The following is a 23,923-nucleotide window of genomic DNA, read 5'->3' as shown; positions in this document are numbered from 1 at the left end:
TATGAAGCTTAACTGGACAAAAATTAGAATATACTTCGTAACTCTTCTTGCTATTACTACCGCATTATTAGCATTTTATGTTTACATATCGGACAATGGAAAATTAGATGAAATTATTAATATTTTAAGATCTGATGATACCAAGGAAAATAACCCTAAGGTTGAACAAGCTGATAGTGAATCACAAAAAAAACAAGTTATAAATAAAATAGATTCTTCCTCAAAAAAAGAGAAGAAAGAAGAACCTGAAGAGATTGTAGTTTACAAAACATTGGAGCAAGATAGTGGTTCAAAAGATGATAATAATGTTACCAATACTGATGAATCTAACTTAAAGGTTTTACACGAGGAAACGAAAAACTCATTAGGCGCTGAAAAAAAATATGATGGTTCTCATGTAGTAGCTTTAGATAATAATCAAAAAAAGCCTAATTCCAATAAAGATAATGACTCTCATGTGATTAAATTGGGGAATCACAATAATTACGGGACCACTACAGGGTCAAAATATGTGCCAATTCCAAATACTGTAAGCAAATATCAAGATTCTCTTAATAGTATTGGTGTAGAATTTACCCTGAGGGAAATGGGGATTGAAGATTTTTATACAACAAATTTAAAATCAAAGAATGAAACAGGAGAATTCGGAAGTATTAAGTTTGTTGCCTATGGTAAAGATTTCTTTCCAGCGACATTAAAAAACTTGAAAACTAAGAGAATCAAAAGATTCGATATAGATTTTCGAAAGGGAGATTCTCCAACATCTATTACATATTTTGGAATCAAAGAAGGAAGGTATCTTTTATCCTATCAAAAATACCCTATGGAATTCACAAAAAAAAGAATTCGAATCAAATCAAATGATGTTCTAGTTTTTAAATTAGATTAATTTTCTTTCTCTGAAAAACTTGAAAAACTAACAAGAAAAATTATTAAACTTAAAAAAGCAGTTATAAATATTGGTGCTTGTATAATTTTATTGGTGAAGTATGAATCTTCTATGTAGAATGGAAATAATGAAGGGTTATTCATTATTTTGAATAGATAAAAAGAAGTAACTATTAGTAGTAGAAATAATGTGAAAGACTGTTTTCTTTTAATTTTTACAGCCTCATCATCATTGTAAAAAGAAGAACTGAAAATTTTAACTGTATTTAAAACCCACCATATGCCTTTTGTAATAGCTAGAAAATAAATAAAAGCAAAAAACGGTTTCAATTTTATTAAATCAAATTCAATTTTTAAATCAAAAATTGACTCTTCATAGATATATAAACTATAGTTTTCAAAAAACAATAGAATAACAAACATTTGGGAAAGTAAAATGCTGTTCTCAATAAAAGGAAACAAGCTCTTAGGTATAAGTGATTTCATAAATTTATTTTTTCCTAATTTTTTCCAACTCTGCCAATCTAGATTTCATTTTAACTTCCTGTATTTTCTCTACACGATCTTTTTCAATCATAGAATCCAACATGATATTTACTACATTCTTGTTATACTCTGATAAGTCATTTACCATTTCTAATTTTTGAGCAACTGAGCGGTCTTTAATTTCTGAGCTTTGAAATAACTCCACTACTGGTATATCAAGTGCTGTAGCAATTTTTACAATAGTAGAGAGTCCAGGCGTTGAACCGCCACGCTCTAATCTTGAATACGTTGGCACGAGCATATCCGCTTTTTCTGATACATCCTTTTGGCTCATGCCTTTCTCCTTGCGAATACGTTTAATGTTCTCCAGTAATAGTGCTTGTGTTGCTTCCATAGTATCTATTATTTAACATCAAAATTAGGTCAAATATATTTAAACAGCAAATAACACAAGTTTTATTTATTTATATAATCATATTTATTTATATTTGAATGATATTTTTGTGTTATTTGATGTTTAAAAGCTCTTTAAAAAATGAATCTATTTAATACCTCAAACCCTAATCATTTTATTTTTAAAACTGATGTTTTAGAATGCCATATTCTTGGTGGTTTATCCGTTTTTGGATTAGACCGCATGCGAATTACCTTAAAGGTTAATCGTACAGAAGATGAGCTCCACGCACTACGCCATAATATTGATTTGTATAATTCTAATGCGGTTGAAAAGCTAGTTCGTAAACTTGCAGAGTTTTTAGAAATCGGAACGTCGGTGATAAGGAGAACATTGCAAGAACTCATTAATCATCTTGAAAAATATAGAATTGAGCTATTAGATAAAGAGGAAGACGAGGAAGTAGAAGAATATTTGCTTTCAAAAAAAGAACGTCGCTCGGCAATGGATTTTTTAAAGTCTGAAAATTTACTGGAGAAAACGAATAAGCTGATTGGAGCAAGTGGTGTCATTGGAGAAGTCGATAATCGACTTTTGATGTACTTAATATTTACCAGTAGAAAAACTGACAATCCTTTGCATTGTATTTCTTTTGGTTCTAGTGGTGCCGGAAAAACACACTTACAATCTAAAGTAGCAGAACTGATACCTGAAGAGGACAAAGTTGAAATTACCGTGTTATCGGCTAATGCCTTTTATTATTTCAAACGTCATGAACTTAAAAATAAATTAGTCCTCATTGAAGATTTAGATGGTGCGGAAGATGTACTCTATCCGCTTCGAGAATTACAAACCAAAAAGCGTATTACTAAATCTGTAGTGCAAAAGGGAATTGGCGGACAAAGCAAAACTAAGAACCTTGTAGTTGAGGGGCCAGTGTCGGTTGCTGGATGTACCACACAGGAAAAACTTTATGAGGATAATTCTAACCGTTCTTTTCTACTCTATATAGATGAGAGTGAAGCACAAGATGAGCGTATTATGAGTTACCAGCGTAAAGCGTCTGCTGGTAAGATTAATGTACTAGATCAAATCTATGCACAGAACCTATTGCAAAACGTACAACGCTTATTAAAGCCCATTCGAATTATTAATCCCTATGCGGAACATTTAGTCCTTCCTAAATCGGTATTTAAACCTCGGCGAAGTAATTCACATTACTTGCAATTTATTGAAGCCATAACATTCTACTATCAGTGGCAGAGACAGAAAAAATATGATACGCAAACTGGGGAAGCATATATAGAAACCACATTAGAAGATATTAGACAAGCCAATGCACTTATCAAATCCATACTGCTTCGTAAATCCGATAGCCTAAACGGTGCAACAAGAAACTACCTCGAGGGACTTAAAGTCCATTTGGCAGAAAAGGGTGATACGCTGTTTTCTAATGGGGAAATTCGGAAACAACTTAGGATTGCAGAAAGTACGCTACGTAGATACCATCACCTGTTATTACAAGAAGGCTATATCAAGAAACGTGCAGACATTAAATCAGAGTCCTTTAGCTATGAACTAATAGATGCAGACGAATACAAAAATTTAGAAGACATGATTAATAAAGCATTAGATGATTGTTTAAAAATAGTATTAAAAAAAGCAAGTTAAATTATTACATCTGAGTGAAATAAAATGCCTGTGTGGGCTCCACACCGCCATAGGTTCGCCACTGGCATAATGGCGAGGCTAAGTGTTTGAAAATCAAAAGTATCAATGATACTCGCCACAAAAGCTAAAAACGTAAAAGGGATGAAGAAATTAAAGCTACAAAACGAGTCATTTATTACCATTCTAAAGTCATACAAAGACTGGTTAGATATACTTGGTTATGCTTCTACTACCGTTTACAATCTACCTCATCATTTAAAAGAGTTCTTTTACTATTTAGAAAAGAAGGGGCATACAGGCATTGAACGCATCACTACTCAAATTGTAAAAGAGTATTATGAGGATTTATCTAATCGTGCTAATAGCAGACGTGGTGGCGGATTATCAAAAGCCTTTTTAAACAAACATCAACAAGCCTTAAAGAAGTTCTTGGATTATCTAAAAGAACATAATGCCAATATTAAATTTGGCGTGCATTTAAAAGGCGAAAAAATCAATCATCAAAATCAGAAAGTGATTTTAACGCAATACGAAATCAAAGCATTATTTGAAGCTTGCACTCTATCTCACATGAGTGAACATTTTAGAATGCGTGATAAAGCCATATTGGTTTTACTCTATAGCTGCGGACTTCGCCGAAATGAAGCCGTTCATTTTGATACTTCAGATATCTTATTTGAAAAACAGCGTATCTATGTGCGCCGTGGTAAGAATTACAAGGAACGATTTATTCCAATAAACAAATACAATCTGCAAATCTTAGAAGATTACTTATATGAAGCTCGACCAGAGTTTATAAAGCGTTACCAAACCGATGCACTACTGCTTTCAAGTTTTGGAAAACGTATTAATGATAAAACGATGGCAGACCGATTAACCGTTATTATTGATGCAACAGAAAATGAAACGATTATAGAAAAGAATATTACACTACATACGCTTCGTCATAGTATTGCTACGCACCTACTTCAAAACAAAGTACCAATGAAATCTATTAGTACTTTTCTAGGGCATTCGTCTTTAGAGAGTACGCAAATCTATACGCACATAGTTAAAGACATTGAACATGGAACAGTTTGAAAATTATTTATTTACTCAAGGGTATTCTAAAACAACAGTAGTATCCTACTTGCGTTCTGCTAGCTTATTCTCTAACTGGTGCCATGCTAAAGATTATGATTTAGAAACGATTGATTACAAATTGTGTTTGGAGTATGTAAAGAAAATACAGCAACCACGAAAAGGGAAGTCACTATCTAAAAGTACTATCAAGCACCAAGTTGGCGCATTGAAAATACTATTCCATTTTCTTATTGATGATAATAGAAGAAGTACGAATCCAATGGAGAGTATTAATATTCGTGGCGTTAAACGTACGCTTAATCATAATCTTTTAGATCAAAATGAACTTGAGGATTTATATTACAGCTATAAAACTGAAAACATTGAATTGCCTAATTGTCCATCGGTAGCTATGCGTAATAAAGTGATTACAGGATTTATGGTCTATCAAGGCTTAAATACTACAGCACTCAAAACATTAAAACTGGAACATATTGATATCGATAACGGAAAAATTTATGTGCCATCAACTCGTAAGACCAATGCTCGAACATTAGAGCTTAAATCGTTGCAAATCGTGCCACTGCTTCACTATCTTGAGAAGGACAGGGAATTACTGCAAGATGCAATTCAAAGCCATACAGAGGCTTTATTTCCACTAAATTCAGATCGGTTTGATATTATTTCTAGATACTTATTTAAAAACCTTAAACGTATTAACCATAACGTAAAAGATATGAAGCAGATTAGAGCTTCTGTGATAACTAATTGGCTTAGTCACCATAACATTCGTGAGGTTCAGTATATGGCAGGGCATCGTTATATTTCTTCTACAGAAAGGTATGTTCAGGATGATTTGGAAAGTTTGCAGGAGATTATCGAGACAATGCATCCGATTAATAGTATCTAAATTTACCTTTACCAGGGTATGTTTTCAACTTCTATGATCATTTAATTTTGAATTAGATTAAAAACAATTTTTTATTAATAATTTAAACTCAAAGAAAAATGAAATCTTTAGAAACTTCAGCACACAAACAATTATTTTACACTAGGGGAAGTTATTCAATCGAAAAAAATAAGATTGATATAGCAACAGAAATACCTCAAATCACCTTAACAAATTCAGGAAAGGATTACCGTCTAGAATTAAAACAATGTTATGATATCTCTAGTGAAAGTATTCCTTGCTTCCTTGCTATTTATAGTCATGGGCATCCTACAGACAGAAAAAAATTAGCGTTTGAAAACTTAGATTGGAATAGGGACACTTTGGAACTAGATTCAATTTTCAAAGTAGCTAGTTTCACAAATGAAAAAATCCTTGTTATAACATTACATGATGAAGATTTTGAAGATTCTAATATTGAAATCTATCGTTTTTTTGTAAAACATCATGTTACGTTCAATTCTAATTCTAAAGAATATGAATGCGATATGGAACTGCTTCAAAAATTCGTTGCTGGAATACCTGCAAACATAATTGAAGAGGAGCCTAGAACAGTCGGTGGTGGTGTATTACATCCCGCTTAAAATATTGTAAATTGCTACATTAAAATTTCATTTATGAAACACATACTGTTATTATGTTGTTTGTTATTGTCTAATAAGGCATTTACACAAATAAATAAATTAGATTCCTTATTGGTGAGCAAAAATTATACTGTTTTTGAACATGAACTTCAAGATGTTAATATCTCCAATAAGGATAGCAGTTTATATTGGTATTATAAAGGGAAATTATTTCTTGAAAAACGAGATTTGGCAAAAGCATTTATTAATCTTAAAAAAATAGATAGTTCACAACTTCTAGAGAAATATAAAGCATGGTACTATTATGTGCTTGCAGATACTTATAGATACAATAACCAAGAAGAAAAAGCATATGCACTTAAAATAGAAGCCCAAAAGCTATTCAATATAGATGGGAACAAAAAAATGGCAAATATCATTAATAATGATTTGCATTATACATTAGTTTCTCAGGACTTTTTGCAATACGATGGGGAATCTTATCTAAAATCATTTTTTGAAAATGCGACTAAAAATAATGACAAGGAACAATTATTAACTGCTCATTTGGGGTTGAGTTTTTTGGAAATTTCCCAATCTAATATTGAAAAAACTCGTTTCCATCTTCAAGAAGCAACAAGATACGCTAATACTATAAAAACTCCACAGGCAATGTTTAAGGTGCATAACTATAAGGCAGTTATAAATCAAAGTTATATAAATGACTTTAAACAGTCTAAGGTGCATACAGATAGCATGCAATATTATGCAAAAATTATAGACTCACCTGATTATATGGATTCATCTTTACGCACAAGTGCCTATACCTATACTCTTAAAGAGGAATATGAAAAAGCTATCGAAATACTTTTGAAAGCAGAAATTTTGCCTATCAAAGAGAATGTTCACAATAGAAAACAAGGACTCTACAGGTATTTATCCCTCAATTATGAAAGTTTAGAAAAAAAAGACTCTGCTTTTTTTTACTATAAAAAGATGGTAGCTCACAGAGATAGTGTAAATATAGCGAAGCAAAATAATATACTAACCTTGTTAGAAACTAACCAATTATCTGAAAAAAATTTAACCTTGAAGGCAGAGGGGATAAAAGATAAAAATCGCCTAGTCTTATTAGCAGTTATCTTATTAGCAGTTATAGTAATTGGTACAATACTCATATTGTATTATCGTAGTAAAAAACAACTTGCGGAAAGAGAAAAAGAATTAGAAGCAATTGATGCACGCAATGAAGAAAAAGATCGTCAACGTCAGCGTATCGCAGGTGAATTACATGATAATTTAGGAGGATTGATCATAGCTATTCAACAAAGTTTTGATAATCTAAAAGCACATAAAGATTATTTTCAACAAGAAGAAGAAAACTTAATATCCAAAACAAGAAAATTATTGAACGAAGCCTATCAAAAAGTAAGAAACATGGCTCATCTGGAAGATTCCGCATCTCGAAATTCTGGCTATTGGGTTGATATTATTAAGGATTTTGCAGCTATCATTAATGAGAGTAATCAATTATCTTTAGAGGTACACAGTCATGGAACATCTAATATTGTTAATATATCCATCGAAAATGATCTACGGCGTATGACTACGGAATTGATTACCAATGCTTTAAAGCACTCAAAAGCATCAGAGGTCTCTGTAGATATTACCGGTGATAAAAGCTCAATAATAATTATTGTAGAGGATAATGGGGTTGGATTGGACATGGCTCAATTAAAAAAACAAAAAGGGCTAGGATTATACAGTATAGATAAAAAAGTAGAAGAATTAAATGGAAAATTATCTATTGATTCTAACTCCAATAAAGGAAGTACGTTTATAATAGAAATACCGTTATGATTAACTTAGTAATTGCTGAAGACCATAATAGTCTTATAGATGGTATTGATGTCTTTTTTAAATTTGAAGAAGACATTAATATTATTGGTAAAGTAAATGACGGACAAGCTCTACTAGAATTCTTAGAGAAGAGAAATAGACATGTAAATGTTGTAATTATTGATATTAGAATGCCAAACGTAGATGGAATTGAAGCCACTAAGCAAATCACGGCGAAATATTCGCATATAAAAGTTATTGCATTTACAATGTTTAGGCAAAGCGATATCGTTAAAAAAATGATTGCTGCTGGTGCAAAGGGCTATCTGCTGAAAAATGCTCGCTTACCTATACTTTTAGAAGCCGTCAGAGCAGTACATAATGGTGAAATTTACTATGATTCAGAATTACCATTAAAGAATGATAGTTCAACAACAGAAATAAAAAAAGAAAAACTTCTTACTAAAACACAAGACCAAATTTTGGATTTGATAGGTAAACGATTAAGTAGCCAAGAGATAGCTGATAAGTTATTTATCAGCAAACATACAGTATTAACACACCGAAAAAACATTACAAAAAAATTAAACCTCAAAGGTCGTGATGCATTGCTAAGTTATGCTCTCAATAGGGATTATAACTTTGAATAAGTTTTAATTTCTAGACTTAATTAAATATACCTTTATCACGGTATTGTCTTTTTTATGATTCCTTGCGTACTTGCTTCTAAATAAAACAAGTATAATGGATACAAATGAAGCCAGTTCGGAAAACAAAAAACCTAGGTTGTCACCCAAGGATGTATTAGCCAATTTAAAAGCCTACTACAACGATAAAAAAATCATTAATGGGATAGAGTGTCATGTTGATTTTACCAACGATGACACTTTTTTTAAAAGCTTGAAAACCTTCCTTAACGATTTTGAAGACACACATGTTATTGATATGTTGTTTCAATCTTCAATTAAAGGGATTATTGAAGAGCTAGATTTGCACAAACGTGCTGAACAAAGCATTATAAAAACCATTGATCGTCCAGTTTTTCTTATTAATAATGACACACTAGATATTGCTACTGCAACACCTTGGGAAAAGCAAATTAGTAATAATAAAGATGTAATTTCCAAAGTTATTCCATCTGTAGGACGAATAGAAATTAAAGGTGATGACAGAAGAGACTGGATTGGTACAGGTTGGTTACTTAAAAACACAAATATTGTAGTGACTAACAAACATGTTGTTGATAATTATGTTACTAAGAATAAAGAAGGCCTATATCAAATAGGTAGAGATTGGATGGGTGATACTTATGGTCTACGAATTGATTTTAAAAAAGAGCATACCACTGATTTAGAACTTGAATTTGATGTTAAAGAAGTCATTTATATATCAAATGGGCGAGAATTGGATATCGCCCTATTATGCATTGATGAGAAAAATCACAATGGAGATATATTGCCTGAAGGTTTAGAACTCTCTTATGAGATACCAAAATTTAAAGAAAAGATTTTCGTAGTTGGATATCCCGCATGTGACGATCAAATAAAAAAAGGGAATCACTTTAATGGTCTTAGAGATGTAAAGCAATTTGCCCCTGGAAAGTTTTCTAAAACACCAATTCATGAACATATTTATTTTCATGATTGTACCACTTGGGGAGGTAATTCTGGCTCGCCTTTAATTGATTTTGAAACAGGCAAGGTCTTAGGAGTACATTTTGCAGGAGATCTAGAAAGTACTAGAGGATTCCGAACCAATTATGCCGTAAGTGGATTGGCACTTAAAGATATTTTGGAAGAACTAGACACTTTTTATAATCATTAAACACTTTATAATGAAAAAGACACTTTTTATAATTAGCCTATCAGTATTATTAATTGCTCAACAAAAAAATAAAGATATTCAAGAAGCATCAATAGCAAAAAAAAACTACGAACCTCAGTTAGAACAAAAACTTGGTGAAAAAGTAAATTCCTTACATGAGGATATTTTAAACAACAAGGAACAAACCCTCGAAAATAAAAATAATATTAGTAATCTTTTCATTACCAAACTTGGCACACAAGGTTTGCTTATTAGTCTTTTTTTTAGTGTTTTAGGCTTTTTTGGCTTAGGATATTATTTAAAACAGTACCTAAAAAAGAAAATAAATAAGAACGTAATTTCTTTGGAAAGAGAATGTGATATATCGATTAAAAAAGTAGAAAAAATTAAAGACGATACTATTCTTCGCATTCAAAATACCGAAAAGTTGAATAAAGATTTAAGGACAAAATCTCAAATACTGCTGATTAGTGAAACATCAACACCTGTAAATGATACAATAGAGCACATTTTTGAAAAAGAATCAGCTAAAGTAGCTTTTAATTGTGTTCATATCCGTATCAAAGAATTGAGTTTTAAACAAGTAAAAACTGTGTTAGCAAATAAAGGGAATTTGTTACCTAGTGACTTCAATATGATGGTTTTGGATAATTGCGATGCAGAAAATCGATATTGGGAGGGAGAGCATTATACTAGAAATATATTAAACTTTACTGCTGAGTTTTTGACTCGGAAGGTAGGAGTATTATATTTTTCAAATGACCAGAGATTTCCATCTCGTGACATAGCATTTAGAAATGTTCCTAACAGATATCTATTAGATTATGTAAACTCACATGCACATCTCTATGCCAATACTATGAACGTCTTAAAACTTCAAAATCTTTATAAGGAATAAAGAGTACCCCCTCACCTTTTCAAATATACCCTTACCAAGGTATTGGAACACCCTTAAAATGTAGCGTTCTTGTTAACATTAAAACAAAACATTTAAAACTATGAATATAACTAAAAGTGAACACTTAGAGAACGTTTTACAAACTCACCGCATGACTCATATTGAGGATTTGTTAAAAAAGTATCGTGAGAAAAGACAAGATATTAAAGAAGCCATTGAAGCTGAATATTCCAGTGATATATATAATCCATTAAACTCAGGATCGTATGCAAAGCATACAGCTATTAATAGTAAGTTCGATTTGGATGTAATGATTCCTTTTAAACGTGATGCATTTATGACATTGGAAGAAATGTTTAATGATATTTTTGACTTCCTACAAGAAAAGTACGGTAGTGTAGCAGAAGTAATCAAACAAAAAGTATCTATTGGCATAGAATTTTACGCAGATGATAATGGAGATATTATTAGTATTGACATAGTTCCAGGACGAGAACTAAATACAGGTCAATATGAAGATGACCATAAGTTGAATTTGTATGTAAATTCTAATTATGGTGAATTAGAAGCGCAAAGCTATATCCAAACCAATATTCATGCTCAAATAGACCATATAAAAAGTAAGGATAATGAACGAAAAATTATTCGATTATTTAAAGTATGGAAAACAACCAATAATGAAAATTACAAGTCATTTTTATTGGAATTAATTACTATAAAGGCATTTGATAAAGAGAACATTAAAGGGAACCTTTGGGAAAAGTTAAAAGCAGTAATGGAATATATTAGAGACCATATTACCAAAGACAATTTTACTCTAAAAGACCCAGGTAATGGTGGAAATGATATTGCTGACACCCTTGAAGACTACGAAAAGCGTAATCTATCTAACAAAATGAAAAACATGTTAGAAAGAATTGAAGATAACGAGGATAACTTGAAACATTACTTTCCTACTAATCCAGATTTTGAGGATGAAGACAAAAATGGAAATGGCTATGGAAAAAAGTCTGGTGCAGCGAGTTTATTTTCTAGACCACCAAAAAATGAACGTTTTGGATAATGAGAGTCTCAAGAAAAAATATCATTACAAAATGTATTGAAGGCCTTTCATTTGTAAATCTAGTTTCCTCATTTGAACAAGTGGATATTTTTTTAAAAGGAAAAATAGAAATAGCTTTTGATGGGCTGGACACTCCTCTGTTATTTACAGTTGAGATACTACCACAATATCCTTTTAAATCCTATAATGAAGAAACCATTAAATTCATTAACCAAGATTTATTAGCCTATAAGCATGTAATGGGAAATGGCACAATTTGTATTCATACGTCACATAGTATTCATCTTAAAGAGAAGTTAAATATTGATTTTAATTCTCTAAAAAACTGGATTGTAAAATACTATATCAACAAAGAAGAAGATAACCATTATGAGCATCTTATTGTTCCTCAACACTGCTTTAAAAACAATAAATATACATTCACATTTACCAATGTTGATTATGAATTTAAAAAGCATGACTATGGTTTTGTAAATCTGAAATTTCTAAATAATGGGGTTTTAGGAGATATGAGTGTAACTAATTTTTTAACAGATAGTTTTGTAAATTCTTCTGGAAAAGAATTAGCTTCTTGTAAATGGAGTCTTTTTTATAAAAGTAATCCACAAAAGTATCACGGCATATATATTTTTGTTGAATCACCACCAGCTTTTCATGATAGATTTGTACTTCTTAATTGGGAAAACTTTGTCGATGTTTTTAAACTAGATTTTTTAAAATTTCTTCATCATTGCGAAAAAGATTATATAAATAAAAAACTTAAAGGACAAGTTATACCATTATACATAGGTTATAACATTCCAAATTCAGAAATTCACTGGCAAGTAGCATTATTAGAAGTTGGTAAATTTCCAATTGAAGGGGTAAAAGAACATAAAAAATGGATAACTGAGCTTACCCATGGACAAATAACATGGGCTATATCTCACAATGTATCTTATTCCTATTTTTTTGGGCGTGGAGCTTTTTCTGAAAATATCACAAAGAAGAAGATCTTAATTATTGGTATTGGTGCTATAGGTAGTATTGTAGCGCGTACACTTGTAAAAAGTGGCAGTCTCAAAATAGATTTATGTGATTATGATATCAAAGAACCAGAAAATGTCTGTCGTGCTGAATTTCAATTCGCTAATGGCTTAACCGATAAGGTGGATGAATTAAAGAGTCTTTTATCACTAACATCGCCTTTCGTTGAGGTTAGAAGTGTTAACCAGATATATTTTGAATCAATATCAAAGGCTTTGTTTAATGATCCAAATGCTCGAAAAGAATTAGAAGAATTCATAAATTCTTATGATACCATTTTTGATTGTACTACCGATAACGATCTTATGCATGTCATAAATCAATTGAAGTTATCCTGCGATGTCATTAATTTATCTATTACTAATAAAGCACAGGAATTAGTTTGTGCATTTTATCCTAATATCTATGGTTTCGTGACACATCAATTTGAAAAAGTATTAAAACAAGATACAGAAGACATGTATAACCCTACAGGCTGTTGGAGTCCCACATTTAAAGCATCTTATAATGATATCAATCTGTTGGTGCAATATGCTTTAAAACATATCAATTTGTTATATCAAAAGGATTTACCGAAAAACAATTTTGTTATTGAAACTGGTTCAGAGATAGCATTTAAACTAAAGCTCAAGGAATTTTGAAATATACAAATACATATAAAAAAGTAGAACTTATAATTTCTGAAGATTTATTAAAAAGACTATCCAGTTATGGCATTGAACAATTCTCAAATGAATTTGGGGGTTTTTTGATGGGCTATTACAGTAACAATTTTAAGACACTTACCATTACCGATACGGTTTTGCCAAAAGTGTACCAAGGTACACCTTATTTATTTCAACGAAGTATCAAAGGTATAGGTGGTACTTTTGAAGTCTATTATAAAAAACAGCCAAATCAGTATTATATTGGTGAATGGCATACACATCCCAATGGATCAACAGCCTACAGCCATACAGACAAACAAGCTATGGTCAATATAACTCAGTGCGCTACCGTAAACATTACAAATCCAATACTTTTAATAATAAGTATTAATGCATCAGAAATAAATGGTTTTCAATTTTATTTATATGATAATAATGAACTTTTTCCGTTCGTAGAAAGCACCTAATGAAAGAAAAAAAAGACAATTTTATTGAAACTGGAGCCGTAGTTGGTGGCATATTAGGTTTAATAGTAAATATGGCTTACCAAGCTAAAAAGAAAGAAGAAAATCCGGAAAGAAAATTCGATTTCCAATCACTCATATTAACAGGAACACTAGGTGTAATAATTGGGGTAGTAAGTGTTGGTGTTACTAAATTTTTGCTTTCTGTATTTATAAGTAGAGAAGAAATATTAAATGAAAGTGACGAAATTAATTATTTGGCATCTGTATTAGAAACCTATGAGCCAGATGAGATAGATCGACAAGTGCTTATCAAAGGTAAAAGAATAAAAGCGGCAATCAATAAAAGATTTGGATTTGATTTACTAGGAAAAGCAACATATCAGGGTTCTAAAGCAATTGGAACGGCTTTAAGTGGGTTATCCGATCTTGATATATTAATTAAGTTTAAGAAAACGAGCTTCTGCCAAGCAAAAGACATGTATTATGAATTATACAATTTTTTTAAATACAATTTTAATGATTCTGATTTAGTGGGTATTCGTCAGCAAAAAGTTTCTATAGGCTTGATATTTAATATAAATGGTTGTGAAGAAGTCATTGATTTAGTTCCTTCACTAAGAACGGATTTTGTGAGAGGTAAAAATGAATATCATCTTTTTAAAAATCCAAAATTCTCTAAAGGTTCAACAAAAATAAAAATGAATCCTCATAAACAAAGAGAACTTGGGAGTTTTGAGGAAAAAAAAATTGAAGTAATTAAGTTGATAAAAATTCTGAAAGACAAAGAGAAATTGCCTCTAAAATCAATTCTTATTACTGAACTTACAAAAATGGCTTTTGAACAAATAAAAAAACATAAAAAAACCAATAAAACTCTATTAAAAGTTTTGGAATATATTAGAAATAATATTCAAACGATTCAGGTTAAATCTCCAGATAATTCAAGAATATCATTAACGGATTCTCTTTCTCTTAGAGAGAAAAAAGAAATCAAGATTGTTTTAGATGAGGTTTTATTTAACCTGAAAAGCAATAAAAACTATCTGCTAGATTATTTTCCTGAAAAATAAAGACTTTGGAAGAACTCAATCAATTAGAAAACTAATATTAATCAGAAATTATAATAAAATGATTAGAAGAATATTAATTGTGCTGCTGATTATAATTTTGGTTGGTTGCGATTTAAAAAGAAATTACAGAGACAATGGTAATGTTGCATTTGTTTATCGGGAAAAATTATTTGAAATAGAAGGAAAATACTTGTCCGAGTATCCCAAAGATCAATATTATATTTTATTTGATTCTATTCCAATAAAAAAAAGTGATGTTACGAAAATAGTTGTTGAATTTTCAAGTGAAATAGATGACGAAATATTTATCCAAGAGGAAGAGTACTATGAAGAGGAAGATTATTATGATGAATATTACTTTTTTATTGAAGGGAAAGAAAGTATAAAAATCACAGATAAATTTATAAGAGATAATCCAAAATTTTTTAAATAAAAATTAGGTCAATAAAACACAAAGAATTATTTTTATTTTAGAATAAATGTTCATTGAAATAACCTCCATTTGAAGTTGAGGTATTGATTAAAAAAATGTAAAAGCGCTCAAAAAAGACGGGTAGTTATTATCCATTTGGCGGGTTACATAAGGGGTATAATAACGTGGTTTCTTCAACAAACACAGCACTTCAGTACAAATTTAACGGCAAACAATATGAAGAAGAGTTGGATTTAAACACATACGATTACGGAGCGAGAAATTACGACCCTTGGTCAGTTCGTTGGTCTACTATCGATCCTTTAGCTGAAGATATGCGAAGATGGAGCCCTTATAATTTTGCATTTAATAATCCTTTACGATTTGTAGATCCTGATGGTATGGCACCCGAAGATTGGGTAAGTAAAGATGGAGGGAAAACTTATTATTGGGATTCAAATATTACATCTGAGGAACAAGCAAATAAAGCTGGAGTAAAGTATGGAGGAAAGACAACTAGTGAGGTAATTAAAAAAGAGGATAGTCCATGGATTTGGAATCAGTTTGAAAATACACCTGGTTTTAATTTTAAAAGCTATTATGAATCTCCAGTCAAAGAAGCATATAGTAAAGTTGTATCTCGTTATAATTCAGCTATAAAAGAAAGGAAAGAGAAATTAGATGTTTTAAGGGAAAATAAAGATACAGCAGGGTATGATAGTCTTAATGAAAATCCAATTGAATTTGAACCTGTTGATTTAAGTTTTGCTTCACAATTTCCGCTAGAATCTCAATTTACCTCTTTTAGAATGGATATAGAGCATAATGGTGAATCATACAATATATTGGTTAGAGTTCAGAGAATAGATAAAAAAGAAAGATTTGCAGATAGCTTTAGTAAAAATAAAGTACCCACTCAAGGAAACAGTTCTGTCCTTAAAGCAAGTAAAGGAAATTACTATCAACATCGATTAGGAGATGGTGCTGCTATAAGGTTAATTTTTGGCCCTAAAAATCAAAAAGCTTGGCGTGAAATAGGTAGTAATTAAAAATAAACTATAAATTAATTTTAACAATTTATGAAATATATTAGAACTTTTTTATTTGTCCTTATTATTACTATTATATGTAGTTATGTTTTATTTAAATACTACAATTTTAAAAAATATGTTAATGTGTATAATAATCAGTCATCAGTTTTGACTGAAAGAATGGAACATTATTCAATTAATAAACTAGAGAATTTACCAAACAATAAAAAGGACTTTAGTAAAATGCTTCAATGGTTGAATAATGAAGAGGGCATTCAAAATATTTTAGAATATGGAATAAACTTCAGATATGATAATCTAGATCAATCTCTTTCAATCTATTCTTTTGGGATTGACAAAATAGACGATAATTTAAAAAAACCTTCATATTCAACATCAACAGATAAATATTCAATATTTTCAGCAAATGATGCTATAAATGATTGGAGTTTTTGGGATATTTTTGATGTTAAGAAAAAAGATGTTTTATTATTTAAAATAGTTATAGACGAAGATTATCTATGTAGAAACTTTATTAATAGTGATTTATATTCAGGAAAAGATCTTTCAATTCCATATTCAACATCATATGTTTTTTTTCGAGGTAATCAAAAGGTGTCTGGAAAACTAGAAAAAGAATTAAAAGAAAAAATTAGACCTTATAAACATTTTGAATATCTAAATGACAGCTCAAAAATATCATTCATAAGATTTAAAGATGGTGATTTTTTTCCTGCTTGTTCAGATAATATTGATTCAAATACTTTTGATATAAAAATAAAAGATATTTTAATCGATAACAAAATTGATTATGCGATTATTCCCATATTAACTAATGGTACAGATGTCGATGGTAATGAGTCAGAATAGTTGATAGAGTAATTTTAAATATAAAATATTGTAAAACAATAGTTAGTAAAAAACACTAACTATTGTTTTTTAGATAAATATAAGGGATAGTAATTCCAAATTTAAAATTCTTAATAATAGTAAACGTTCTTTAAAAATACTGTAACAAAAGCAACATATAGGTTGTTAAAATTGTTAAAAGGTCAAAAAAATGACCTTAGGCGATTATCCATTTGGACTTGAACACAAGGGTTACAATAACGTAATTAACGGAACGCATCATCCGTATGGGTACAATGGGAAAGAGGAAAATGAAGAACTTGGATTAAATTGGCATGACTTCGGTGCTAGAAATTATGATGCAAGTTTAGGGCGTTGGATGAATGTTGATCCATTAGCTGAACAGATGAGGAGACATTCTCCATACAATTACGCATTTAATAACCCATTACGTTTTATAGATCCTGACGGAATGGCTCCTGAAGATATAGTTTATTACAACTCTAGTGGAGAAGAAGTTAATCGAATAAAATCAGAAACAATTCATAAGGTTTATGTTCAGACTAGTAACTCATCTGTTGGTGATGTAGATGGTGCTAATGGAAATGGATACACGGAAGCTCCTTTACCAAATGTTATTCAAAAGAAAGGGAACTCTGATACGACTGGGGCTAAGTATCAGGAGCATGACTATAAGATTGCAGCAGAAACTTTTATTTTTAATAAAAGTAAAAATGAAGGATCATTAGATTTAAAAACAGATGGTAATTCAAGTATTCCAAAGGATGCTATATCAGAAATACCCGATTTAGATCCAACCGCTGTAAAAGCAGTTGCTATGCAAGAATCAACTTTAGGGCAAGGAAGTAATAATCCTCCAACTGATATTATGCAATCGAATGTAACTGGAGATTGGGGAAGTGGGTTTAAAGCTAATTATGGGCTGACGAAAGGAACTGAACCAAGCACAGGTCAATCAATTACAGCAGGAATTAGAGTTTTAGCCACTAAAGGATTCAAGGGAGGTGTTACTTATGATAAAAGTACAGGAGCTAAAACTTTTACTTTCCAAGGTTGGAACAGTGCAATAAAAAGCTACAATGGTGGTGGAACAGCAGGGTATCAAGGTAGCGTTTTAAAAATGATTAGTGATTCAAAACCTCGAACAAGTAATTAAAAAATGATGAAAAGATTTAAAATAATTTTCCTTGTATTTATAGCTTTAAGTTGTAATTCAAAACCTGACAAGACCAATCAAATCACATCTGAGTCAATAGTAGATAAAAATGATGAAATCGAAGGTATATCTAAGTCTTGTATTACAACTAAACCTGTTAAGAATGCAAGTGATTTATACAAGCCTCAAAATATAGAAGACACATTTTTGTCAGACTTAGATTTTAATAATTTACTTGCTGACTTAAATAGCTCCAAGGTTGTAATTGATTCAACTGTTATTTACACAACACATAAAGATTCTCAGAGAGAAATTATAATTACCAAAAAATGTCTTAAAGACACTACATCTTTAGGCCGTGTTTTAATGGAAGAATATTTTGTGTCAGATTTTATCTATGATGAGATTAAAATGATTAAAACTGAAAAAAAGAAAATACTTAATTTTGGAGATGCGTTAGTTTATGAATTTAAAATTATTGGAGGTTCAGAGTATAACCCACATAATGTAATATTGATTCTTAAAGATAATGGATCGAATTATTCTGGAATATCGCTCTGCTCTGATGGTATAAGATGGAAAAAAAATGAGGAAGAAGAATATATTCCTTTGTTTGTTGAGCGTGTTCGTATACATAAACAATATGAAATCCCTATGTTATATATAAAAAACAAGTTCGTTCCTCTGGGTCATCATAAAATTCCTGAATTGTGGAAAGAGGACTAATTAATAGTAAGATTTTGTTTTTAGTGGGAACAGTATTTATATATTCATTATTTTCTTGTAAAGAGAATAGTGAATATACAACAAACACATCTAAAAAAATACTTAATACTAAACCTAAAAATCATTATGGCACTATTTTTACTAGAAACGATACCCTTATAAGTTTCCAAAAAACAGAAGGTGCATATGGTGTTTTTAAATGGGGAGTAAAAGGTGTATTCGAGAATATTAGTAAAGACACTTTGGCTTATGATAAAACTAAAATAAATAAGATTCGTAAAATAGGTGATAATTTTGTTTTTAGAGATGGATGCGGTTCAACTTGTGATTTTGTCTTAATTTCAAAGTTTACGAAAGGAGATAGTGGAACTATTTTAATGTACCCTCTTTTGGAAGATTTTGATAAAAATATTATTGTATATAAAGGAGATAAAGAAAATGTTTTGGTTTCAATTTATAATCTTCAAACTGGAACTGTAAAAGAAGTTATTGAAGACTTTGATAAAACTATTCGACCCCCAAAAAATATTGTTGAAAATATAAGTATAAATGAAAAGGGAAATCTTGTTCTTGAATGGCTTGGTAAGAATTCAGAAAAAACTAAAAAAGAAATAATCTTATAAAACTGATAGAGAATTAATTATTAAAACGCTCACTTAAAAAAGTGAGCGTTTTGCTTATTCAATTATTTCAACCAAATTTCTTCAGCTTTATCAAAACCAACCCATTTAAAATTTTCATCATAACCACGACACGCAAGTTCGTAACGGATAAATCTTTTAAGTGGGATTTTGGTATTTAATATAAAACGTAATGTCTCTCCATGGGCTAAAGAAAACATACCAGCGATTTCTTCAAAATGAGGTAATGGGTCAGCATCCATTCGTATTTGTTGAATGTGGTTATAATCCATTTTTTTATAATCAACTGGCAAGTTCTCAAACTCACTTTTACTAAAAGAAGGATGGTCAGTTTGAAAAACCATATAATCGCCTTTGCTACTTAGGACTACTCCATAGTTGTCATCAAAACGATGATTGTGGTTTTGCCAAATAGCTAAATCAATAGCTTTCTGTTTATTTGGAAACCGTGTCATCTTTCTTTTTATTTTGAGATGTTTTACTCGGTTCGGTTTTAACAGCTACTTTATCGTCTTTTGGAAGAACACGTCCGTTTAAAGAAATGATATCTTGCTTTGACGATTTTGGGTCACTACCTTTTTTACGCAATAACTTTTGAGTATTAAAAAGCGAACGGCATTTGATATTAAACTCGGAATATTTAACAGCTTCATCTTTATTCTTTAAAGAGTTCACATAACCATCATATAATTCTTGGTTAGTCAGCTGATTATTTTTAGCTTTTAGAATCAAATCAAAAGCCGTAGAAGCTATTGTATTTAAACCTTTTTGCGTTTCGGAAAAGCTAAATCCTAAAGCTTCAATCTTAGCGTGTTGTTTTTCATCAGCATATTTAAGCAATACCGAAATATCCTTTTGCTGTTCTTTCAGACGATTCACAATCGTTTGTTTTTCATCTTTTGCAGTTTCAATTTTTGCCTCTACAGTTTGTAAAAGGTCTTGGTCTGTTTTGATGTTTTCAATTAAAACATCGACAATAGTTGCATTCATAAGTATTAAATTTAAAAGTGATTATTCAATTTTCCAGAGTGATAATATTTGTAAGGAATCCCATTTATTGAGACCTTGCTCATAACATCGCCCTAGTTCTTCTTCCGCTTCTTCTCTAGTATCAAAAAAGAAGGATGGTTGTGTGCTTACTACATATTTATCTTCTTCTTTAACATCAGAAGTATAGATGGCAAATACACGTCGGGTCTTTCCGTGTTTGTATAAAATGGAGTAATAATTACTGACGTCATAATCATCCCACTCTTCTACAGGTTTATCTCTCAAATAATGAATTGTAATGGGCATACGTTCAAAGAAATCATCAACTTCAGTTTGCGTTAATTTTGGGACAAGACTAATGTTGCTTTTCCATTGTTCTATGACAAAGGCAAGTACATTAGCATCATCATTTAGTAGCTGCAATAACTCGGCATTTGTTTTTTCTGTAAGCATACTTTTATCGTAATTTGTATGAAGCCACAGTACCATTTCTATAAGTTCGGTTCTTGAGAATAAATTCAAGAATTCAGAACTAATTTGATGGTTTTCGTGACTTTCCAGGTTTACCATAAGAGCTTCTAAAAAATAGAGAACCCGTTTACGTTCTTTAATTGTCATGAGTTTCGTCTTTAGGTTCGCAGTGATTTTCAATAGTGGCTAACAAGTAATTATAATCTCCACTTTTAGCTTCAGTTAGTACGGTGTCAATTTCATCTTGACTCCAACCTTCTTTTCGGGCTTGTTTTCTAAACACACCCATAATCATAAATGCATTTCCGTTTACACCAATCAAATTCAGATTGACCGTTTTTTCAATGACTCGTTTCATATATTTAATTGTATTAAGTGCCAATGGCACAGATTAGTATTACACCGAATCGGTGCGAATTAGAATTCATTTTTTATTATTTAATCTCGCTTAGCGAGAAGTTTGCAGTTAAGACTTCTGTCTTGCGACCTCTAGGTTTTGACCCCACCGCTTTTCTTGCAGAGAGAGGTTTGTCAAAAGTTTTAGTATGCCAACCAAACTGCTTCGTGTATTTCTCTAAAGCATCATTTGGATATGAAGACAAAAGGAACTTGGCTTTTAATTTTGATAGAACTACTAATAGGTCTTCAAAATCTTGTTGGCTGAATCCTGAATAGTGACCTTGATTAGAATTTGGATATGGTGGGTCTAGATAGAAAAACACATCTTCGCCATCACGATTTTGAATAACTTTAAGTGCATCCAAATGTTCGATTTGGACATCTTCTAAACGCTTGGCAATTGATTCATTAAACAGTAGTTTTTTGTTTCTAAAGGCTTTGACTCGTTTTGAATATTTGTCATAACCCCAAGAACCAATTTGGCAAGAGAATCCCATATTAGTTCCTATATAGAATGCCCATGCTTGTTGAATTTTATCAAACAGATGTGGCATTCTATATATAGCAAGTGCTACATTATAAGTGGCTCTTGAGAATAAGGTTTGCTCAATTTTTTCTTTGAGTTTTTCAAAATCTTTGGACTTAACTACAGCATAGAAATTAATGACCATTGCATTTAGGTCATTTATGACTTCAGCATCAGATTTGTCTTTAGCAAATAGAATGGCACCACCACCAAAATAAGGCTCTACATACACCTTATGTTTTGGAATTAGTGGAACTATCTCTGATACTAAATTGATTTTTCCGCCGTAATACGTAACAGGCGTTTTTAATTTAGGCATGTACAGATTAGATAATTAAAAGGAATAATAAATCGGTATTGTTCTAATTTGACTTGTCGGCCGAAACTCTCGGCTAAAGAATTGTGTCTGCACTAAAGGGCACAGAGGGTTTTCCATCAATCATTAATTTTAGATAGATGGAATAATTGGCAAGGGAAGTGAAGTCAGAAGCTTTGAAGACAGGATAGAATTCTTTCTCCATTAAACGAGCATCTGTAATCCCTAATCTAAAGGCTATTATTGTACCAACGTTTCCAAGTACACTGGCTCTAACTTCTGAATCTAGTTGATGTAAAAACTGGTTAGCTAAAATCAGCCCCACCTTAAATTTACGCACTTGTGCGAGTAATTCTGCAATAAGTTCAGCACCAGAAATGGTTTGAAACTCATCTATATATAAATAATAAGGTGTGCGCTGATGCTCCATAATATCAATTCGAGAAAAACAAGCAGATGCAAGGGAAGTGAGCAGTAAGCCACCAAGTATATTGGCAACATCCACTCCCACTTGTCCCTTTGCTACATTGATAATTAATATTTGCCCGTTATCAATAATAGACCGAAGCGATATTTGATTTGTGTTTTCAACTAAAACCTTACGAATAATTGTATGGCTTAAAAATCCACCAAGCTTATTCATAATAGGTAACAAATCGTTGGGTTTGTATTTAGGGAATTCATCAGACCAAAACTTTTTAATGTCTTCATTTTGGATATGAATTTGACAGTTATCCCGATATGATTTCTCTCGTAGTATTTTTAGGACGTCCGAAAGCTGTGCTTTGGGCTGATCCAATAGTGTTAGCAAAATCATTCTAAGAATGTGTTCCATTTTCATTCCCCAAGCGGACTTCCAATGACGTTGGAAAATTTCTAAAATGTTTGAAGTTACTAATGACCGTTTTGCAGGGGATACTTTTCGAAGCGGATTGTATCCAATATCAAGTTCAGGATTAGTGACATCAAAATAGATATGAGGTCTATCAGGAAAGCGGTCATTGACCACCTTTATTATCTCTCGTGAAGCATCCCCATGAACATCAATAAAGGCAAATCCTCTTCGAGCCTCAATATCCTGTATCATTAATGTTTTTAAAAGGGAAGTCTTACCACTTCCACTCTTACCAAAGGCATATAAATGGAACATTCTGTCTGCTTGTTTGATGCCGAACAAACGTCCATCACTACGAAAATTGGTGCGAGCAAAATAGCTGACCTCATGTAATGAGTTATGATGCCAATGCATAAAAAGGGACATGATAAAAGAATAAAATATGTAATTGTTTAATGGCAATTATTGCCTGCCGAAAGAACTACTTGCTTTTTTTTAAATCTGTGGTACTGTTTGGAGATTCCTTTAGAAGGACTTTTTTACGTTCATCTTATTACCATTATACCATGTATGAACTAGGGAAGACAGCTTAAGCTACATGACTGGGGACGCCTTGTCATTTTTCACATTATGAAATATACTATTACCAGTAACTTAAATACAAAGAAACCTCGTTGGGCGAAAGCCTCGTCTATTTAATTTT

Annotated in this window: 26 protein-coding genes and 1 pseudogene; 19 read left to right on the top strand and 8 right to left on the bottom strand. The window is 31.3% G+C overall.

The window, feature by feature from the left end; translation table 11 throughout:
* The first annotated feature begins 1 nt into the window (after position 1).
* Positions 2-889, top strand: a complete 888-nt coding sequence (locus Q0997_RS03045; protein ID WP_299884334.1) for a hypothetical protein — start codon at positions 2-4, stop codon at positions 887-889.
* Here Q0997_RS03045 and Q0997_RS03040 read toward each other — a convergent pair.
* Both Q0997_RS03040 and Q0997_RS03035 read right to left on the bottom strand, forming a co-directional pair.
* Positions 886-1,374, bottom strand: coding sequence for a hypothetical protein (locus tag Q0997_RS03040; protein ID WP_299884332.1), 489 nt, complete (start codon positions 1,372-1,374; stop codon positions 886-888). The two genes, Q0997_RS03045 and Q0997_RS03040, sit on opposite strands and share 4 nt — an antisense overlap.
* A gap of 4 nt (positions 1,375-1,378) precedes the next feature.
* Positions 1,379-1,768, bottom strand: a complete 390-nt coding sequence (locus tag Q0997_RS03035; RefSeq protein ID WP_299884330.1) for a helix-turn-helix transcriptional regulator — start codon at positions 1,766-1,768, stop codon at positions 1,379-1,381.
* Positions 1,769-1,909: 141 nt separating this feature from the next.
* Between Q0997_RS03035 and Q0997_RS03030 the strand changes: the two genes are divergently transcribed.
* The 18 genes and pseudogenes from Q0997_RS03030 (at position 1,910) to Q0997_RS02945 (ending at position 19,665) form a co-directional block, all read left to right on the top strand.
* On the top strand, positions 1,910-3,439 hold the full coding sequence (locus tag Q0997_RS03030; protein ID WP_299884328.1) for a hypothetical protein: 1,530 nt from the start codon (positions 1,910-1,912) through the stop codon (positions 3,437-3,439).
* 141 nt (positions 3,440-3,580) lie between these two features.
* Positions 3,581-4,519 carry a tyrosine-type recombinase/integrase gene (locus tag Q0997_RS03025; RefSeq protein ID WP_299884326.1) on the top strand — a complete coding sequence of 313 codons (939 nt, stop codon included), beginning with the start codon at positions 3,581-3,583 and terminating at the stop codon, positions 4,517-4,519.
* The gene (locus Q0997_RS03020; protein ID WP_299884325.1) at positions 4,506-5,411 is read left to right on the top strand and encodes a tyrosine-type recombinase/integrase; all 906 of its coding nucleotides are present in this window, start codon (positions 4,506-4,508) and stop codon (positions 5,409-5,411) included. The genes Q0997_RS03025 and Q0997_RS03020 overlap by 14 nt, the downstream gene beginning before the upstream one ends.
* Before the next feature lie 98 nt (positions 5,412-5,509).
* Positions 5,510-6,034, top strand: coding sequence for a hypothetical protein (locus Q0997_RS03015; RefSeq protein ID WP_299884323.1), 525 nt, complete (start codon positions 5,510-5,512; stop codon positions 6,032-6,034).
* 33 nt (positions 6,035-6,067) lie between these two features.
* Positions 6,068-7,873, top strand: coding sequence for an ATP-binding protein (locus Q0997_RS03010; RefSeq protein WP_299884321.1), 1,806 nt, complete (start codon positions 6,068-6,070; stop codon positions 7,871-7,873).
* The gene (locus tag Q0997_RS03005) at positions 7,870-8,502 is read left to right on the top strand and encodes a response regulator transcription factor (protein WP_299884319.1); all 633 of its coding nucleotides are present in this window, start codon (positions 7,870-7,872) and stop codon (positions 8,500-8,502) included. Before Q0997_RS03010 ends, Q0997_RS03005 begins: the two co-directional genes overlap by 4 nt.
* 94 nt (positions 8,503-8,596) lie before the next feature.
* Complete coding sequence (locus tag Q0997_RS03000) at positions 8,597-9,676, top strand: serine protease (protein ID WP_299884317.1); 1,080 nt, start codon at positions 8,597-8,599, stop codon at positions 9,674-9,676.
* A 10-nt stretch (positions 9,677-9,686) separates the two neighbouring features.
* Positions 9,687-10,574: a hypothetical protein gene (locus Q0997_RS02995; protein WP_299884315.1), complete on the top strand. Its 888-nt coding sequence runs from the start codon at positions 9,687-9,689 to the stop codon at positions 10,572-10,574.
* Positions 10,575-10,674: 100 nt separating this feature from the next.
* Positions 10,675-11,637, top strand: a complete 963-nt coding sequence (locus Q0997_RS02990; protein WP_299884313.1) for a nucleotidyltransferase — start codon at positions 10,675-10,677, stop codon at positions 11,635-11,637.
* Complete coding sequence (locus tag Q0997_RS02985) at positions 11,637-13,304, top strand: ThiF family adenylyltransferase (RefSeq protein ID WP_299884311.1); 1,668 nt, start codon at positions 11,637-11,639, stop codon at positions 13,302-13,304. The genes Q0997_RS02990 and Q0997_RS02985 overlap by 1 nt, the downstream gene beginning before the upstream one ends.
* Positions 13,301-13,777 (top strand): Mov34/MPN/PAD-1 family protein, encoded by a 477-nt coding sequence (locus Q0997_RS02980; RefSeq protein WP_299884309.1) that lies wholly within the window; start codon positions 13,301-13,303, stop codon positions 13,775-13,777. Before Q0997_RS02985 ends, Q0997_RS02980 begins: the two co-directional genes overlap by 4 nt.
* Positions 13,777-14,847 (top strand): hypothetical protein, encoded by a 1,071-nt coding sequence (locus tag Q0997_RS02975; RefSeq protein WP_299884307.1) that lies wholly within the window; start codon positions 13,777-13,779, stop codon positions 14,845-14,847. The genes Q0997_RS02980 and Q0997_RS02975 overlap by 1 nt, the downstream gene beginning before the upstream one ends.
* 58 nt (positions 14,848-14,905) lie before the next feature.
* Positions 14,906-15,280 (top strand): hypothetical protein, encoded by a 375-nt coding sequence (locus Q0997_RS02970; protein WP_299884305.1) that lies wholly within the window; start codon positions 14,906-14,908, stop codon positions 15,278-15,280.
* A 137-nt stretch (positions 15,281-15,417) separates the two neighbouring features.
* Positions 15,418-16,308, top strand: a pseudogene (locus Q0997_RS02965) (RHS repeat domain-containing protein); the annotation flags it as partial.
* A 30-nt stretch (positions 16,309-16,338) separates the two neighbouring features.
* Positions 16,339-17,160: a hypothetical protein gene (locus Q0997_RS02960; protein ID WP_299884303.1), complete on the top strand. Its 822-nt coding sequence runs from the start codon at positions 16,339-16,341 to the stop codon at positions 17,158-17,160.
* A gap of 190 nt (positions 17,161-17,350) precedes the next feature.
* Positions 17,351-18,316, top strand: a complete 966-nt coding sequence (locus Q0997_RS02955) for an RHS repeat-associated core domain-containing protein (RefSeq protein WP_299884301.1) — start codon at positions 17,351-17,353, stop codon at positions 18,314-18,316.
* A 3-nt stretch (positions 18,317-18,319) separates the two neighbouring features.
* On the top strand, positions 18,320-19,042 hold the full coding sequence (locus tag Q0997_RS02950) for a hypothetical protein (RefSeq protein ID WP_299884300.1): 723 nt from the start codon (positions 18,320-18,322) through the stop codon (positions 19,040-19,042).
* On the top strand, positions 19,027-19,665 hold the full coding sequence (locus Q0997_RS02945) for a hypothetical protein (protein ID WP_299884298.1): 639 nt from the start codon (positions 19,027-19,029) through the stop codon (positions 19,663-19,665). Before Q0997_RS02950 ends, Q0997_RS02945 begins: the two co-directional genes overlap by 16 nt.
* Positions 19,666-19,727: 62 nt before the next feature.
* Here the strand turns inward: Q0997_RS02945 and Q0997_RS02940 are convergent, their stop codons facing one another.
* The 6 genes from Q0997_RS02940 to Q0997_RS02915 form a co-directional block, all read right to left on the bottom strand.
* Positions 19,728-20,138, bottom strand: a complete 411-nt coding sequence (locus Q0997_RS02940) for a hypothetical protein (RefSeq protein ID WP_299884296.1) — start codon at positions 20,136-20,138, stop codon at positions 19,728-19,730.
* Positions 20,119-20,673 (bottom strand): hypothetical protein, encoded by a 555-nt coding sequence (locus tag Q0997_RS02935; protein ID WP_299884294.1) that lies wholly within the window; start codon positions 20,671-20,673, stop codon positions 20,119-20,121. The genes Q0997_RS02940 and Q0997_RS02935 overlap by 20 nt, the downstream gene beginning before the upstream one ends.
* 21 nt (positions 20,674-20,694) lie before the next feature.
* A complete protein-coding gene (locus tag Q0997_RS02930; protein WP_299884292.1) occupies positions 20,695-21,243 on the bottom strand; it encodes a hypothetical protein in 549 nt (182 codons plus the stop codon).
* Between the two features lie 37 nt (positions 21,244-21,280).
* Positions 21,281-21,502: a hypothetical protein gene (locus Q0997_RS02925; protein ID WP_299884290.1), complete on the bottom strand. Its 222-nt coding sequence runs from the start codon at positions 21,500-21,502 to the stop codon at positions 21,281-21,283.
* 76 nt (positions 21,503-21,578) lie between these two features.
* On the bottom strand, positions 21,579-22,388 hold the full coding sequence (locus Q0997_RS02920) for a DNA adenine methylase (RefSeq protein ID WP_299884288.1): 810 nt from the start codon (positions 22,386-22,388) through the stop codon (positions 21,579-21,581).
* 73 nt (positions 22,389-22,461) lie between these two features.
* Entirely contained in the window at positions 22,462-23,634 is a 1,173-nt protein-coding gene (locus Q0997_RS02915; protein WP_299884286.1) for a type IV secretion system DNA-binding domain-containing protein, read from the bottom strand.
* Positions 23,635-23,923: the final 289 nt, after the last annotated feature.

This window comes from uncultured Lacinutrix sp. (genome assembly GCF_947500325.1).
Lineage (GTDB): Bacteria > Bacteroidota > Bacteroidia > Flavobacteriales > Flavobacteriaceae > Lacinutrix.
The sequence above is the reverse complement of the archived record's forward strand: the minus strand, read 5'-3'. Positions and strand labels throughout refer to the sequence as shown.

Bases quoted from the DNA above. Each gene is read 5' to 3' on its own strand.
- Q0997_RS03045 (WP_299884334.1), top strand. From the start codon at position 2: ATGAAGCTTAACTGGACAAAAATTAGAATATACTTCGTAACTCTTCTT.
- Q0997_RS03040 (WP_299884332.1), bottom strand. From the start codon at position 1,374: ATGAAATCACTTATACCTAAGAGCTTGTTTCCTTTTATTGAGAACAGC.
- Q0997_RS03035 (WP_299884330.1), bottom strand. From the start codon at position 1,768: ATGGAAGCAACACAAGCACTATTACTGGAGAACATTAAACGTATTCGC.
- Q0997_RS03030 (WP_299884328.1), top strand. From the start codon at position 1,910: ATGAATCTATTTAATACCTCAAACCCTAATCATTTTATTTTTAAAACT.
- Q0997_RS03025 (WP_299884326.1), top strand. From the start codon at position 3,581: ATGAAGAAATTAAAGCTACAAAACGAGTCATTTATTACCATTCTAAAG.
- Q0997_RS03020 (WP_299884325.1), top strand. From the start codon at position 4,506: ATGGAACAGTTTGAAAATTATTTATTTACTCAAGGGTATTCTAAAACA.
- Q0997_RS03015 (WP_299884323.1), top strand. From the start codon at position 5,510: ATGAAATCTTTAGAAACTTCAGCACACAAACAATTATTTTACACTAGG.
- Q0997_RS03010 (WP_299884321.1), top strand. From the start codon at position 6,068: ATGAAACACATACTGTTATTATGTTGTTTGTTATTGTCTAATAAGGCA.
- Q0997_RS03005 (WP_299884319.1), top strand. From the start codon at position 7,870: ATGATTAACTTAGTAATTGCTGAAGACCATAATAGTCTTATAGATGGT.
- Q0997_RS03000 (WP_299884317.1), top strand. From the start codon at position 8,597: ATGGATACAAATGAAGCCAGTTCGGAAAACAAAAAACCTAGGTTGTCA.
- Q0997_RS02995 (WP_299884315.1), top strand. From the start codon at position 9,687: ATGAAAAAGACACTTTTTATAATTAGCCTATCAGTATTATTAATTGCT.
- Q0997_RS02990 (WP_299884313.1), top strand. From the start codon at position 10,675: ATGAATATAACTAAAAGTGAACACTTAGAGAACGTTTTACAAACTCAC.
- Q0997_RS02985 (WP_299884311.1), top strand. From the start codon at position 11,637: ATGAGAGTCTCAAGAAAAAATATCATTACAAAATGTATTGAAGGCCTT.
- Q0997_RS02975 (WP_299884307.1), top strand. From the start codon at position 13,777: ATGAAAGAAAAAAAAGACAATTTTATTGAAACTGGAGCCGTAGTTGGT.
- Q0997_RS02970 (WP_299884305.1), top strand. From the start codon at position 14,906: ATGATTAGAAGAATATTAATTGTGCTGCTGATTATAATTTTGGTTGGT.
- Q0997_RS02960 (WP_299884303.1), top strand. From the start codon at position 16,339: ATGAAATATATTAGAACTTTTTTATTTGTCCTTATTATTACTATTATA.
- Q0997_RS02955 (WP_299884301.1), top strand. From the start codon at position 17,351: ATGACCTTAGGCGATTATCCATTTGGACTTGAACACAAGGGTTACAAT.
- Q0997_RS02950 (WP_299884300.1), top strand. From the start codon at position 18,320: ATGATGAAAAGATTTAAAATAATTTTCCTTGTATTTATAGCTTTAAGT.
- Q0997_RS02940 (WP_299884296.1), bottom strand. From the start codon at position 20,138: ATGACACGGTTTCCAAATAAACAGAAAGCTATTGATTTAGCTATTTGG.
- Q0997_RS02935 (WP_299884294.1), bottom strand. From the start codon at position 20,673: ATGAATGCAACTATTGTCGATGTTTTAATTGAAAACATCAAAACAGAC.
- Q0997_RS02930 (WP_299884292.1), bottom strand. From the start codon at position 21,243: ATGGTAAACCTGGAAAGTCACGAAAACCATCAAATTAGTTCTGAATTC.
- Q0997_RS02925 (WP_299884290.1), bottom strand. From the start codon at position 21,502: ATGAAACGAGTCATTGAAAAAACGGTCAATCTGAATTTGATTGGTGTA.
- Q0997_RS02920 (WP_299884288.1), bottom strand. From the start codon at position 22,388: ATGCCTAAATTAAAAACGCCTGTTACGTATTACGGCGGAAAAATCAAT.
- Q0997_RS02915 (WP_299884286.1), bottom strand. From the start codon at position 23,634: ATGCATTGGCATCATAACTCATTACATGAGGTCAGCTATTTTGCTCGC.